Source organism: Mesorhizobium sp. M0771 (genome assembly GCF_040320155.1).
Lineage (GTDB): Bacteria > Pseudomonadota > Alphaproteobacteria > Rhizobiales > Rhizobiaceae > Mesorhizobium.
In genome coordinates this window covers 270,183-284,097 of sequence record NZ_JAMYPC010000003.1, presented here as the reverse complement: position 1 = coordinate 284,097, position 13,915 = coordinate 270,183, and the positions used below count along the sequence as shown (strand labels likewise).

The window sequence follows — 13,915 nt, the reverse complement described above, 5'->3', positions numbered from 1 at the left end:
CCATAAGTGGAGGAACATCATGCGATCGGAAGACTTTCGTGCCGACAATGGGCGCCCGTTCACCGGGGCCGAGTATCTGGAGAGCTTGCGCGACGGCCGCGAGGTCTACATCAACGGCGAGCGCATCGCCGATGTCACCACCCATCCGGCGATGCGCAATTCGGCGCGGTCGCTGGCGCGCCTCTATGATGCGCTGCACGATCCCAAGCGGCAGGGCACGCTGACCTCGCCTACCGATACCGGTTCGGGCGGCTACACCCACAAATATTTCCGCGTCGCCAAATCATCCGGCGAACTCGCGGCCCAGCAGACCGCGATCGCCGAGTGGTCACGCATGTCCTATGGCTGGATGGGCCGCACGCCCGATTACAAGGCGGCACTGATGAACACGCTCGGCGCCAATGCCGACTGGTACGGCCCGTTCAAGGACAATGCGCTCGCCTGGCACAAGCGTGCGCAGGAAGCCGTGCTGTTCATGAACCACGCCATCGTCAACCCGCCGATCGACCGCCACAAGCCGGCCGAACAGGTGAAGGATGTCTTCGTCCACATCACCAAGGAGACCGACGCCGGCATCTATGTCTCCGGCGCCAAGGTGGTGGCGACGTCCTCGGCGCTGACCCACTACAATTTCCTGGCGCAGAGTTCGGCGACGGTCACCGAAGATCCGTCGCTGTCGGTCATGTTCATCGTGCCGATGAATGCGCCGGGGGTAAAGATGTTCTGCCGCGTCTCCTATGAGCAGACGGCCAACACGGCGGCGGCTCCGTTCGACTATCCGTTGTCGTCGCGCTTCGACGAGAACGATGCCATCCTGGTGCTCGACAATGTCTTCATCCCCTGGGAGGACGTGCTGGTGCTGCGCGAGGCGCAGAAAATCCTGTCCTTCCATCCGGCTTCGGGCTTCATGCATGGCTATTGCTTCCAGGGCTGCACACGCTTTGCCGTCAAGCTCGACTTCCTCGCCGGCCTGCTGGCAAAGGCGCTGCGCGCCACCGGCGGCGATGCCTTCCGCGGCAACCAGGCGGCGCTGGGCGAGGTCATCGCGCTCAGGCACATGTTCTGGAGCTTTTCCAACGCCATGGCCTACAATCCGATCCCCTGGGCGAATGGCGCTGTCCTGCCCAACCTGGAAGCAGCCCTTGCCTACCGGACTTTCATGTCGGAAGCCTATCCGCGCGTCATCGACACGGTGCGCCGGGTGATCGCCTCCGGCTTGATCTACCTGCCGTCATCGGTGCGCGACTTCAACAATCCCGAGATCGACAAATACCTCGCGCAGTATGTGCGCGGTTCCAACGACATGGGCCATGTCGAGCGCATCAAGATCATGAAACTGTTGTGGGACGCGACCGGCACCGAGTTCGGCGGCCGCCACGCGCTCTACGAACTCAACTATGCCGGTGCGCCGGAAGAGGTGCGGCTGCAGGTGCTGAAGGGCGCCGAACGCGGCGGCCGGCTGAAGGCCATGGAAGAACTGGTCGACACCTGCATGGCCGACTATGACGAGAACGGCTGGACGGGAGATACCTGGCTCAATCCGCTCGCTTCTACGGCCGGGTGATGTCAGATGGCCACGCAGATTTCGAAGGCCGATTTCCGCGACGCCATGGCAAGGGTCTGCGCGCCGGTCAACATCGTCACGACAGATGGTCCGGCCGGGCGCGGCGGCTTCACCGCCACCGCCATGTGCAGTGTGTCGGACGAACCGCCGACACTGCTGGTGTGCATGAACGGCCGCTCGACGCAGGCCGCCATGTTCCTCGCCAACCGGCGCTTCTGCGTCAACGTGCTGACGCATGACCATATGCACCTAGCCGGCAAGTTCGCCGGCGCGACCAGGGACATGGAGGCACGCTATTCGGCGGCGCGCTGGCAAACGCTGGCCTCAGGCACGCCGGCGCTGTCCGATGCGATCGTCAATTTCGATTGCGAGATCGAGGATGTGCACATCGTCGGCACGCATAATGTCATGATCGGCCGCGTTATCGACGTCAGGCACGGCAGCGGCGGCTCGGCCTTGCTGTATGTCGACCGCAATTACACGCAGCCGACGCGGCTTGGCAGTTTTGGCGGCTGAGCGGGAGCAGTCAGTTCTCGCCGGCGATCAGGCTCTCCAGCAGATCGAGCAATTGCTCGAGCCTCTCATGTCCGAAGCGCTGTTCGATGTCGCGGTAGATGACGAGGCGTTCCGGCGACAAGGCATCGATAAGGGCGGAGCCCGCCGGGGCGATCGTCAGCACGACACGGCGGCCATCGCCTTCCGCCTTGTTGCGGGTGATGAATTTTCGGCCCTCGAGCGTCTTGATGATGCGTGTCAGGCTGGGCGGCAGCACCGAAGCGCGATCGGCAAGTTCCGTCGCCTCGACAGGGCCGGCCTCGCTCAGAACGCGCAGCACACGCCATTGCTGTTCGGTCACGTCATGCGCCGCCAGCATAGGGCGAAACCGCGCCATCACCACTTCGCGGGCATGGAGCAGCGCCATCGGCAGAGAACGACGGGTGTTTTCAGGCAGCAAGAAGCAGCGTCCCCAATGATGCGGGCGGTCGGCGGGACCGCACGCCAAAACCTGACCTTTCCATCCCGTATCGTCGCCTCAACTTGGATGCAAGTCTTGACTTCAGGGATGCTGCATGTAATTAACGCGTTAATTACAACAGTGGAACAATCCGGGGAACGAGACGCGGTGCCTCACTTTTCCATCGAGTATTCGGCCAACCTCGATGCCAAGGTCGACATGAGCGAATTGTGCGCGCTGGTGTTGCGCACCGTGCTCGGCACCGGGCTGTTTGAAACCGGCGCGGTGCGGGTGCGGGCCTTCCGTGCGGAAGCCTATGCCATCGCCGACAGCCTGCCGGAAAACGCTTTCCTCGACATGTCGTTTCGCATTGGAACCGGGCGCAGCGCCCAGGACAAGAAACGAACCGGGGAGGCGGTCTTCGCCGCGGTGAGCGAATACCTTGGCCCCCTGTTCGAGACCCCGCACTTCGCTCTTTCCCTGGAGATCAGGGAGATCGACCCGGTACTGAGCTGGAAGAAAAACGCAATCCATCCGCGACTGCGCGGCAAGTGACGGAAGCTGATATGTCCGACCTCGAAGGCAATCTGAAAAAGGCCGAGGCCTATCTGGCCCGTTTCAAGCGCGACGGCGTGCTGAACCAGATCGGCGGCGAAGCGGTGCCGGCGGTGGATGGCTCGACCTTCGAGAGCATGTCGCCGGTCGATCTCAAGCCGCTGGCCAAGGTCGCGCGTGGCAGTGCCGCCGATATCGACCGCGCCGCCAAGGCGGCAAAGGCGGCGTTCCCGGCCTGGGCCGCCATGCCGGGCGACGGGCGCAAGAAGCTGCTGCACAAGATAGCCGATGCGATCGAAGCGCGCGCCGAGGAGATCGCCTTCGTCGAGTGCATGGACACCGGCCAGGCGCTGAAATTCATGGCCAAGGCCGCGCTGCGCGGCGCCGAGAATTTCCGCTTCTTCGCCGACCGCGCGCCGGAAGCGCGCGACGGCGAGACGCTGCGCACGACAGGCCAGGTCAACATCACCACGCGCGTGCCGATCGGCCCGGTCGGCATCATCACGCCGTGGAACACGCCGTTCATGCTGTCGACATGGAAGATCGCGCCGGCGCTGGCGGCAGGCTGCACCGTCGTCCACAAGCCGGCCGAATTTTCGCCGCTGACCGCTCGCCTGCTGGTCGAGACCGCGGAGGAGGCCGGCCTGCCGAAAGGCGTGTGGAACCTGGTCAACGGCCTCGGCGAGCACGCCGGCAAGGCGCTGACCGAGCACCCTGACATCAAGGCGATCGGTTTTGTCGGTGAGAGCCGCACCGGCTCGATGATCATGAAACAAGGCGCCGATACGCTGAAGCGCGTGCATTTCGAACTGGGCGGGAAGAACCCGGTGATCGTCTTCGCCGACGCCGATCTCGAACGTGCGGCGGATGCGGCCGTGTTCATGATCTACTCGCTCAACGGCGAACGCTGCACCTCATCGTCGCGGCTTCTGGTCGAAGCCTCGGTCTACGACACATTCACGGATCTGGTTGCGGAGAAGGCAAAGCGCATCAAGGTTGGCCATCCGCTCGATCCCAAAACGGTTGTTGGTCCGCTGATCCATCCGGTGCACGAGGAAAAGGTGCTTTCCTATATCGAGATCGGCAAATCGGAAGGCGCGGTGGTAGCCGCCGGCGGCGACAAGTTCGCCGGTCCGGGCGGTGGCTGCTATGTCAGCCCGACGCTGTTTACCGGCGCCACCAACAGGATGCGCATTGCCCAGGAAGAGATTTTCGGGCCGGTGCTGACCGCCATTTCCTTCAAGGACGAGGCCGAAGCGCTGGCGCTGGCCAACGACACCCAATACGGCCTGACCGGCTATCTCTGGACGTCGGATGTCACCCGCGCCTTCCGCTTCACCGATGCGCTGGACGCCGGCATGATCTGGGTCAATTCGGAGAATGTGCGGCATTTGCCGACGCCGTTCGGCGGCGTCAAGAATTCCGGCATCGGCCGCGACGGCGGCGACCATTCCTTCGATTTCTACATGGAGACGAAGAACATCGCCTTCGCCACTTCAGCGCACACGATCCAGAAACTCGGCGGCTGACCGGAGGACATCGCATGCCACTGCCCAAACCAAACCTCTATCCCGCCTTCAACATCGTGCGCCTCAGCCATGTCGAACTGGCGGTCACCGACCTTGCGAAATCCCGCGCCTTCTATGTCGACACGCTTGGCCTGCAGGTTACCGACGAGACATCGGAAGCCATCTATCTAAGGGCGTTGGAAGAGCGCGGACACCACTGCATCGTGCTGAAGAAGGCCGGCAGCGCCGAAGCCCGCGATCTCGGCTTCAAGGTTTTTTCGGATGAGGATCTCGACAAGGCCGAGCATTTCTTCAAGGCAAAAGGCCTGCCGGTCGAGTGGGTCGAGCGACAGTACCAGTCGCGCACCTTCCGCACCCGCGACCCGCACGGCATTCCGCTCGAGTTCTTTGCCCAAATGGAAAGGCTGCCGCCGATTCATCAGAAATATGCGCTCTACAAGGGCGTGAAGCCGCTGCGCATCGACCACTTCAACTGCTTCTCGCCCAATGTCGACGAGTCCGTCGCCTTCTACAACGAGCTTGGCTTCCGCGTCACCGAATACACCGAGGATGCGAGTAGCGGAAAGCTGTGGGCGGCCTGGACGCACCGCAAGGGCGGCGTCCACGACATCGCCTTCACCAACGGTGTGGGTCCGCGCCTGCATCACGTCGCCTTTTGGGTGCCGACACCGCTCAACATCATCGACCTGCTCGACCTGATGGCGACGACGGGTTACCTCGCAAATATCGAGCGCGGCCCAGGCCGGCATGGCATTTCCAACGCCTTCTTCCTTTATGTCCGCGACCCGGACAATCACCGCATCGAGATCTATTGCTCGGACTACCAGACGGTCGATCCGGATCTGGAGCCGATCAAATGGGACCTCAAGGACCCGCAGCGCCAGACGCTATGGGGCGCGCCGGCGCCGAAAAGCTGGTTCGAGGAGGGCAGCACCTTTGCCGGCGCGGCCGCACGCCAACCGGATTTGACGGCGTCGCCGATCATCGCACCGTGACCACAGACGCGAACCTGACGGAGACCGGGATGACTGCACATGGGCGGCTCGCCACCTTCACCGTCGGCGGCAAGACGCGCTATGGCGTGGTCACAGATAAGGGCGTCGTCGACCTGTCGGCGCGGCACAGCCAGTGGCCGACGCTGCGCGAAGTGATCGAGGCCGGCGTGCTACGGCGGCTGGCGGAAGAGGCCGAAGCCCACGCCGTCGATTTTCCAGTCGGCGCCATCGCTTATGAAATCCCTGTGCCGTCGCCGGAAAAGATCATCTGCGTCGGCGTCAACTACCCGGACCGCAACGAAGAGTACAAGGACGGCCAGGCCGCGCCTTCCAACCCGTCGCTGTTCATCCGCTTCCCCCGCTCCTTCGTCGGCCACGACGCGCCGCTGGTGCGGCCGCCGGAATCGCCGCAGCTGGACTATGAGGGCGAGATCGTCATCGTCATCGGCAAGGGTGGACGACGCATCGCCGAGAGGGATGCGCTTGACCATATCGCGGCACTATCCCTGTGCAACGAAGGCACCATTCGCGATTGGGTACGGCACGCCAAGTTCAACGTCACGCAGGGCAAGAATTTCGACCGCACCGGCTCGCTCGGTCCGTGGCTGGTGCCGTTCACCGACGAGGCGCAGATTGCCGACATCGCGCTGACCACCCGCGTCAATGGCGAATTGCGCCAGCAGGACCGCACCAGCCGGATGATCTTCTCGTTCCGCAAGATCATCGCCTATGTCTCCACCTTCACCACGCTGGTGCCAGGCGATATCATCGTCACCGGTACGCCGACCGGCGCCGGCGCCCGCTTCGACCCGCCGATCTGGCTGAAGCCGGGCGACGTGATCGAAGTCGAAGCCGACGGCATCGGCGTGCTCCGCAACGGCGTCGTCGACGAGGCAGCATCGTGACCCCCGAGCAAGTTGAAGATGCCGCGGCAAGGCTGTTCGAAGCCGAGCGTTCGCGCCGCCAGATCCGTCTGTTCAGCCTCGACTTTCCCGACGCGACGATGGAGGATGCCTATCGCGTCCAGGCAGCGCTGGTGAAACGCAAGACCGATGCCGGGCTGACCCCGAAGGGCTGGAAGATCGGCCTGACATCGAAGGCGATGCAATATGCGCTCGCCATCGACACGCCGGATTCGGGCGTGCTGTTCGACGACATGTTCTTCAACGACGGCGCGACGATACCCGTCGGCCGCTTCATCCAGCCGCGCGTCGAGGCCGAGATAGCCTTCGTCATGAAGGCGCCGCTGAGGGGCCCAGGCGTGACCATCTTCGACGTGCTCAACGCCACCGATTATATCACGCCGGCGCTCGAAATCCTCGACACGCGCATCGAACGCGTCAATGCCGAGACAAAGAAGGCGCGCACTTTCTTCGATACGATTTCCGACAACGCCGCCAATGCCGGCATTGTCATCGGCGGCCGGCCGCAACGACCCGATGAAGCCGATATGCGCTGGATCGGCGCCATCGTCTCGCGCAATGCGGAGGTCGAGGAGACCGGGCTTGGCGCCGGCGTGCTCAACCATCCGGCGATGGGCATTGCCTGGCTGGCGGACAGGCTCGCCCGCTACGGCATGTCCATCGCGGCCGGCGAGGTGGTGCTGTCCGGATCGTTTGTGCGCCCGGTCGAGGCGCGGCCCGGCGATACCATCGTCGCCGACTTCGGCAGCTCGGGAACGGTCAGTATCCATTTCGCCAAGAGCTGACGGCTCTCATCGGCTCGTCAGTTGGGCTGTTCGCCGCGCAGGTAGTCAATCACCACATCGGCTGCGATGGTCGACATCCGCAAGCCGACATCCCTGGTGATGTCGCCTTCGACGCGGCTTTGCACCCAGCCAAGAAACGCGAAGGCACGCAAGGCGGCGAATAGAGGCAATGCGGCGATGTCCTGCGGGATCAGCGCACGCTCTTCCTGGTAGCCGTCAAGCAAAGCGGTTTCGATCAGCGGGTAGATCGCCTCCTCGCGGTTCTGGTAGAGGGCGACGGCAAGGTCGTACATGTGCCAGCCATGGCCGCAATCGTCGAAATCGATGATGCGCACCGCGCTGTCATGGATGAGCACATTTTCGCGCACCAGATCGGCGTGGATGATGCCGAAATTGCGCGCGCTGCGCTCATGTTCCGACAGCGCCTTCACTGCCTTGTCGCGCGCCTGCAAGACCAGCGCGCGGCGAGGACCATCGAGAAAGGGCGAGGTCTCGAACCGGCCCCAGACCGGGTTCGCACCGAAGAAGCCGTCGAAGTCCCAGGCATGGCGGACGAAGCCCGCGGGCGGCGTCCACGAGGCAGTGACATTGTGCATATGGGCGATGGTCCGCCCGATCGCCGTGAAGATCTGGACCGACTGGTCGGGCGTGTAGACCAGTGGCACGCCGCGTGCGCCCACGGCGCGCCCCTCCAGCCAACTCAGGCAATCGGCCTGCCGGGGCTGCGCCGAGGTGGCCGTGCTGACAAGCACGAACGGATCGCCGGCCTGTGTTGCGACGCAAGACGGCGTGGCGACGCCGGCGGATTGCAGGAAGCCCATCCATTGCAGTTCCGAACGCAGCGCGGCGTCCGTGTGGTAGCCGAGCCGGTGGATGCGCATGGCTGCCGGCTGGCCGTCCGGCAGCCGCACGCGGAAGACGGCGTTCTCGCGGTGCTTCAGAAGTTCCGGCTCAGAATTGCGGGCGCCCCAATGTTCGAGCGCACGCTTGGCGAGCTCCGTGACATCGGCTGCCGTTTCGGGCTCGGATTGGGTGCAAACAGAATTCACGCCGGCACTCCGCCGACTTCACCCAGCACCTCGTCCAGCAGGCCGATCAGGAAATCGGCATTGTCGCGCGAGAACGGCATGGGCGGGCGGATCTTGAGCACATTGCCGTGGATGCCGGTCTTGCCCATCAGCACGCCGCGATGACGCATGCGGTTGGCGACCTGCTCGGCAATGTCGGGCGCCGGTTCGCGCGTGTCGCGGTCGTGGACCAGTTCGGCGCCGAAGAACAGTCCGGCGCCCCTGACCTCGCCGATGCACTCATGCCGGTCGGCCAGCGGGCGCAGCAGGCCGAGCGCATAGGCGCCGACGTCTTGCGCGTTGGCGACAAGGTTTTCCTGTTCGATGACGTCGAGGACGGCATTGGCGACCGCGCAGGAGACCGGGTTGCCGCCAAAGGTGTTGAAGTAGCGGAAAGCGTCGCGGAAGGTCGCCAGTATCTCCTTGGTGGTGACCACGGCCGCGATCGGATGGCCATTGCCCATCGGCTTGCCCATGGTGACGATGTCGGGGACGAAGCCGGCGCGCTGATGGCCCCAGAAATGGCTGCCGGTGCGGCCGAAGCCGGGCTGCACTTCGTCGGCGATGACCAGACCACCGGCTTCGCGCACGGCCCCCAAGGCGTCGTCGAAAAATCCGGTGGGCAGAGCCGGGAAACCTTCATTGGCGAGCAGCGGACACAAGATGATGCCAGACAGGCCAATGCCATCCTGTGCGAGCGAGGCGATCGCTTGACGCACGGCGTCGCCAAAGGCCTTGCCATTGGCCATCGCATCGGGATGGCGATAGCTGTCGGGGGCCGGCACCAGCCTGACATGGGGGGCGCGGCCGCGGATCGGAGGCATGCGCGTGCTCAGCTGCGAAACCGCCGTCGTGTTGCCATGATAGGTGGCGTCGGTGGCGATGATGCCCATATTGCCGGAGGCGGCCTGCGCCATGCGCAGCGCGATGTCGTTGGCCTCGCTGCCGGTGCAGGTCAGGATTGCGGTGGCGAGGCTTGCATTGAAGGTCGCCGTCAGCCGCTCGACATAGTCGAGAATTGCGGTGTGCAGATAGCGTGTGTGGGTGTTGAGCAGGCTTGCCTGACGGCACAAGGCCTCGACCACATGCGGGTGGCAATGGCCGACATGGGCGACGTTGTTGTAGGCATCGAGATACTTGCGGCCGTCGGCATCGTAGAGCCAGACGCCTTCGCCGCGCACCAGGTGCACGGGCTCGTCGTAGAACAATTGCGATTTCGCGCCGAGCAGGCGGGCACGCCGCTTGACGAGCGCTTCCTCGCTCGGGTTCTTCTCAGATTGGGTCATTGCGTACCAAACTCCATTGCGTCAGCGGGTCCATCAGGCCCTCGACAGACCTGCATCGATGGCCTCGCCGATCTTTGCCACGTCGGCGGCGCCGATGATCAGCGGCGGCGACAGGATGATGTTGTTGCCGGACACGCGCAGCATGACGCCGGCGTCATAAGTGGCTTCCGAAACCACGGCCATGGTCTTCTTGTCCACCGGCTTTTTCGTCGTGCGATCGGAGACCAGCTCTAGCGCAGCCATCAGGCCCTTGTACCTGATGTCGCCGACGATCGCGTGCTTGGCTTTTAGCCCCTCCAGCATCGCCGCCAGCTCGATGCCGCGCGCGGCTGCGTTCTCGTCCAGGCGAAGCCGTTTGGTCTCGGCAAGTGCAGCCACCCCTGCCGCGCAGCCGACAGGATGGCCGGAATAGGTATAGCCATGACCGATCGCCCCGAAGCTGGTCTTGTCGGCCTCGAAGACGTCGGCGACCTTGGCGCCGATCAAGGTGGCGCCGAGCGGGAAATAGCCCGAGGTGATCGCCTTGGCGATGGTCATGAAATCCGGCTTCACGCCGGATAGCCGCGAACCCGACCAGGCGCCGGTGCGACCGAAGCCCGTGACCACCTCGTCGGCGATCAGCAGGATTTCGTGGCGGTCGCATATCTCGCGCACCAGCGGCATGAAGCTGTCATGCGGAACGATGACGCCGCCGGCGCCGAGAACCGGCTCCATGATGAAGGCGGCAATGGTGTCGCCGCCCTGGAAGGCGATCTCATCCTCCAGCGCTTTGGCGCACAGTTTGGCCAGCCGCGCCGGATCGGTCTCATCGAACGGATTGCGGAAGGTCCAGGGTGCGGGAATGTGGAAGACGCCGGGCATAAGCGGCTCATAGTTGCGGCGGAAATTGGCGTTGCCGTTGACTGACGCGCCACCGAAATGGGTGCCGTGATAGCCCTTCTTCAGCGCGAGGAATTTTGTCCGGTCGCCCTGGCCGCGGATCTTCCAGTATTGGCGGGCGAGCCGCAGTGCGGTTTCGACCGAATCCGAGCCGCCCGAGGTGAAGAAGGTCCGCACCATGCCTTCCGGTTCGAACCATTCGCTGAGTTCGTAAGCGAGCTCGATCGACGGGCCGGTCGACGTGCCGCGAAACCCGGAATAGTAGGGCAGGGCGCTGAGCTGGTCGGCGATGGCCTTCTTGATCGGGTCGCAGGAGTAGCCGAGATTGACGTTCCACAGTCCGCCAACCGCATCGAGCACGGTGTTGCCGTCGATGTCGGTGACCATCACGCCTTCGCCTTTCATGATCACCTTTGGCGGGTTGGCCCGCATCTCGGCCGGGTGTGCCATCGGATGCCAGATCGGCTTGGCGTTTTTCTCGGTGAGGAAATTGATGTCGCGCATCGCAAGGCTCCGCAAATGTCTCAGGAGATGAGGTCGAAATGGCCGAGGGCCTCGGCATAGGAAAGTGCCGGCCGCGCGACGTCGAAATGAACGGTGCGCATGCCGGCGGCACGGCCGCCATCGACATTGCGCTGCTGGTCGTCAACGAACACACAGGCGCCGGCAGGCAGGCCGAGCGCCTCGGTCACCAAGGCATAGGCGCGCGGATCGGGCTTGAGGATGCGGGTATAGGTGGCGTCGACGATGGTGTCGAACAGCTCGAGCAGCGGCAGCCGCTGACGGAAGCCGGCGCCATAGAACAGATCTAGCTCGTTGGACAGGATCGCCAGGCGAAATCCCGCCGCATGCACGGTCCGGATGGCGCGGACGGCTTCGGGCCGCACGATCTTTTCCGGCTCGGCTCCGCGTGCGCGCTGGACGAATGTCTCCATCGCCTGCCAGTCCTCGCCGACGAGCCGGCCGACTTCGCTGGTGCGGGTGCGCCAATAATCGCGCTCGCTGATCTCGTCGGCCTGCATGGAGCGCCACAGCGGATCTGAATCCGGGTCGAAAGGCCCGTGCCATTGCAGCGTTCCCGGCGCGAGGCCGAGCGCCTGTTCGGTCAAGGCATGGGTCTCGAAAAGGGTCCGGGTGACGACGCCGCCGAAATCGAGGACGAGCGCCTGGGCAGGAACAGCGCTCACGCAGCCACTCCCTTGGCCGGCATGCCGCGCGGGATGATGCCTTCCTCGACCCAGCGGTCGAAGATTTCGAGCGCCTTGCCGACGAACTCGTCGCTGTTGATGTGGGCGTCGATCTCGTGGAACTCGACGCCGGCGGGAATGGCCTTGCGCATCTCATCGGTGAACGCCGCGAGGGCTTCGGGTTCGTACAGCGGCTCGCCCTGCGCATCCCATTCCTGGATGCCGCCGGAGGGCAGGATGAAAGCGGAGCGCCCCTTCGACGCACCGAGCTTGGCGGCGATGGTCCTGGCGACTTCACGGCGGTCGGCGGCATCGACGGTGATCGAGCCGATCAACCTGTTATGAGCATGGAATGGCCGCTGCGCGAACTTTGTCGGCAGCGCCTGCCAGGTCGGCAAGTCGACCATGTCCACGGCGCCAGGGGCTGCGATCTGCGGAATGCCGCGGGCGCCGGCATTCTCCAGCCGGTCGGCGCCGGAGCTGACGACCGAACCGGCAAGATGATTGGTGATCTCCTGCAGGCTGAAGTCGAACACCGCGCAGAAATGGTCCTGGCTGGCGATCGATTCGAAGGCCCGGCCGCCCATCCCGGTGGTGTGAAAGACTGCGACGTCATAGCCGCGCCGCTCCAGCGCCGGCTTCAGCGTCTTCATATAGCGCAGGCAACTGCTGCCCAGCGAAGTCATGCCGATGGTCGGCCCGACCGCCGTGGCGGAAGCACGGGATGCAAGCACGATCTTCGCCGCACCGACGACCGCGCCGCAGGCCTGGGAAAGGACCAGCTTGCAGATGGTGTTGAGGCCGTAGAGCCCGCCTGCCCACAGGATCATCATCAGGTCGGGCGCGACACGCTCGGGCGGAATGAGGTGCGAGTAGGCGATGGTCGAGACGACGAATTTCGGCACGCCGAGCGGCAGGCACAGCGCGACATCGAGCGCCAAATCGGTTCCCATCGAACCACCGATGGCGATGAAGGCGTCGATCTCGCCGCGCTGGTGAAGCTGGCGCACCAGCTGAACGGCGCCGACGGCCATCAATGTCATGGCGGTGTTTTCGTCGCCGCTCGAGACGATTTCGGCCATCGTCACGCCAGCGGCCCGCGCAACGGCATGCTTGTCGTGATCGGGACTATAGGCGGGGGCGCCTAGCACGCTGACATCCATCATCACGGCGCGGCCACCGGATACCTCGATACACGCTTTCATGAACAGCAGTTCGTCGGTCTTGGTGTCGCCCGTGCCGATGACCAGGATTCGGGGCGTCGCCATATCTGCAGACATCAGGCCTGCCTCCTCAGGGTTTGCAGGTTTTCGCCATTGAGGCGCATCGAAATCTCCCGTGCCGCGGTCACAACCGCAAGCCCTCGTTCCACGATCGTAGCCGGTGTCGTCCTGGCCTTCGGGGCTGCCACCGCAATTGTCCCCAGCGCAAGACCATCGGCGGCCCGGATTGCAGCCGCGACGCCGATCACGCCGTCCTCATGGCCCTGGTCGCAGATCGAATAGCCGCGGTCGCGCGCCTCGCCGATCGACTTTGAAATGGCGGCCGGCTCGACGAGGGTATGATCGGTGAAGGCCTCAAGCGAACCTGTCAGGCATGCTTTCACGGTCGCGTTGTCGGCGAAAGCCAGATAGGCGATGCCGGAGGCGGTGGAATGCAGCGGCAGAAGCTGGCCGATATCGATGTTCACCCTGTTTGCCCAGCTTGAATGCTCGACATGGACGGTGATCAGTCTGTCGACGCCGAATTCCGACAGATGCACCGTCTCGGTTGTCGAACCCGCCAGATCCTGCGCCACGGGAATTGCCGTTTGCAGGAACGGGAAGCAGGCTTCGCGGATACGCGCCAGCCGCGACAGGCCGGCGCCGAGGCGATAGTGCCGCGTGCCGGCATCCTGCTCGACGAAACCATGGCCGCCAAGCGCCACCAGCCGCCGCCGCGTCGTCGCCTTGTCGAACGCACACCGCCGCGCGAGATCGGAAAGTCCGAACTCGGGCTCGTCCACCGTGAACAGCTCCAGAAGTGAAATCGCCTTGCCGACCGTACCCATCCAGCCTCCCGCTCGGATAGAAACTTAATGTGTGAATTAACTTGACAGGCATCGGCATTCTTTGCAAGTCTATATTCAAAATAAGGGTTCAAATAATGAACCGATGGCATTCAGGGAACAGGCCGAGCGGCCGCGAACCC

14 protein-coding genes are annotated in these 13,915 nt (G+C 64.0%); 7 read left to right on the top strand and 7 right to left on the bottom strand.

Annotated features, from left to right (window positions below; translation table 11 throughout):
- Positions 1-19: 19 nt before the first annotated feature.
- Positions 20-1,564 carry a 4-hydroxyphenylacetate 3-hydroxylase N-terminal domain-containing protein gene (locus NKI05_RS06760; protein ID WP_023804440.1) on the top strand — a complete coding sequence of 515 codons (1,545 nt, stop codon included), beginning with the start codon at positions 20-22 and terminating at the stop codon, positions 1,562-1,564.
- 6 nt (positions 1,565-1,570) lie between these two features.
- Positions 1,571-2,080 carry a flavin reductase gene (locus NKI05_RS06755; RefSeq protein ID WP_023692271.1) on the top strand — a complete coding sequence of 170 codons (510 nt, stop codon included), beginning with the start codon at positions 1,571-1,573 and terminating at the stop codon, positions 2,078-2,080.
- 10 nt (positions 2,081-2,090) lie between these two features.
- On the opposite strand, the gene hpaR is transcribed toward NKI05_RS06755, so the two are convergent.
- Complete coding sequence (gene hpaR / locus NKI05_RS06750) at positions 2,091-2,486, bottom strand: homoprotocatechuate degradation operon regulator HpaR (protein ID WP_023695202.1); 396 nt, start codon at positions 2,484-2,486, stop codon at positions 2,091-2,093.
- A gap of 201 nt (positions 2,487-2,687) precedes the next feature.
- Here hpaR and NKI05_RS06745 point away from each other — a divergent pair, with 201 nt between their 5' ends.
- The 5 genes from NKI05_RS06745 to hpaH are packed head-to-tail and all read left to right on the top strand — an operon-like array spanning position 2,688 to position 7,306.
- Complete coding sequence (locus NKI05_RS06745; RefSeq protein WP_023686935.1) at positions 2,688-3,074, top strand: 5-carboxymethyl-2-hydroxymuconate Delta-isomerase; 387 nt, start codon at positions 2,688-2,690, stop codon at positions 3,072-3,074.
- Positions 3,075-3,085: 11 nt separating this feature from the next.
- Positions 3,086-4,603: a 5-carboxymethyl-2-hydroxymuconate semialdehyde dehydrogenase gene (hpaE, locus tag NKI05_RS06740; protein ID WP_023815160.1), complete on the top strand. Its 1,518-nt coding sequence runs from the start codon at positions 3,086-3,088 to the stop codon at positions 4,601-4,603.
- 14 nt (positions 4,604-4,617) lie between these two features.
- Entirely contained in the window at positions 4,618-5,598 is a 981-nt protein-coding gene (gene hpaD, locus NKI05_RS06735) for a 3,4-dihydroxyphenylacetate 2,3-dioxygenase (RefSeq protein WP_023686936.1), read from the top strand.
- A 29-nt stretch (positions 5,599-5,627) separates the two neighbouring features.
- Positions 5,628-6,503 carry a fumarylacetoacetate hydrolase family protein gene (locus NKI05_RS06730; protein ID WP_023815161.1) on the top strand — a complete coding sequence of 292 codons (876 nt, stop codon included), beginning with the start codon at positions 5,628-5,630 and terminating at the stop codon, positions 6,501-6,503.
- Positions 6,497-7,306, top strand: a complete 810-nt coding sequence (gene hpaH, locus NKI05_RS06725; protein ID WP_023818591.1) for a 2-oxo-hept-4-ene-1,7-dioate hydratase — start codon at positions 6,497-6,499, stop codon at positions 7,304-7,306. Before NKI05_RS06730 ends, hpaH begins: the two co-directional genes overlap by 7 nt.
- Before the next feature lie 17 nt (positions 7,307-7,323).
- On the opposite strand, the gene NKI05_RS06720 is transcribed toward hpaH, so the two are convergent.
- The 6 genes from NKI05_RS06720 to NKI05_RS06695 are packed head-to-tail and all read right to left on the bottom strand — an operon-like array spanning position 7,324 to position 13,775.
- A complete protein-coding gene (locus NKI05_RS06720) occupies positions 7,324-8,355 on the bottom strand; it encodes a phosphotransferase enzyme family protein (RefSeq protein WP_023682709.1) in 1,032 nt (343 codons plus the stop codon).
- Positions 8,352-9,659, bottom strand: coding sequence for an aminotransferase class III-fold pyridoxal phosphate-dependent enzyme (locus NKI05_RS06715; RefSeq protein ID WP_023682708.1), 1,308 nt, complete (start codon positions 9,657-9,659; stop codon positions 8,352-8,354). Before NKI05_RS06715 ends, NKI05_RS06720 begins: the two co-directional genes overlap by 4 nt.
- A gap of 33 nt (positions 9,660-9,692) precedes the next feature.
- A complete protein-coding gene (locus NKI05_RS06710) occupies positions 9,693-11,042 on the bottom strand; it encodes an aminotransferase class III-fold pyridoxal phosphate-dependent enzyme (protein ID WP_023682707.1) in 1,350 nt (449 codons plus the stop codon).
- A 20-nt stretch (positions 11,043-11,062) separates the two neighbouring features.
- The gene (locus tag NKI05_RS06705) at positions 11,063-11,725 is read right to left on the bottom strand and encodes an HAD family hydrolase (protein ID WP_023682706.1); all 663 of its coding nucleotides are present in this window, start codon (positions 11,723-11,725) and stop codon (positions 11,063-11,065) included.
- Positions 11,722-13,005 carry a Tm-1-like ATP-binding domain-containing protein gene (locus NKI05_RS06700; protein WP_023682705.1) on the bottom strand — a complete coding sequence of 428 codons (1,284 nt, stop codon included), beginning with the start codon at positions 13,003-13,005 and terminating at the stop codon, positions 11,722-11,724. Before NKI05_RS06700 ends, NKI05_RS06705 begins: the two co-directional genes overlap by 4 nt.
- Positions 13,005-13,775, bottom strand: a complete 771-nt coding sequence (locus tag NKI05_RS06695; RefSeq protein ID WP_023682704.1) for an IclR family transcriptional regulator — start codon at positions 13,773-13,775, stop codon at positions 13,005-13,007. Before NKI05_RS06695 ends, NKI05_RS06700 begins: the two co-directional genes overlap by 1 nt.
- Between the last annotated feature and the right edge of the window lie 140 nt (positions 13,776-13,915).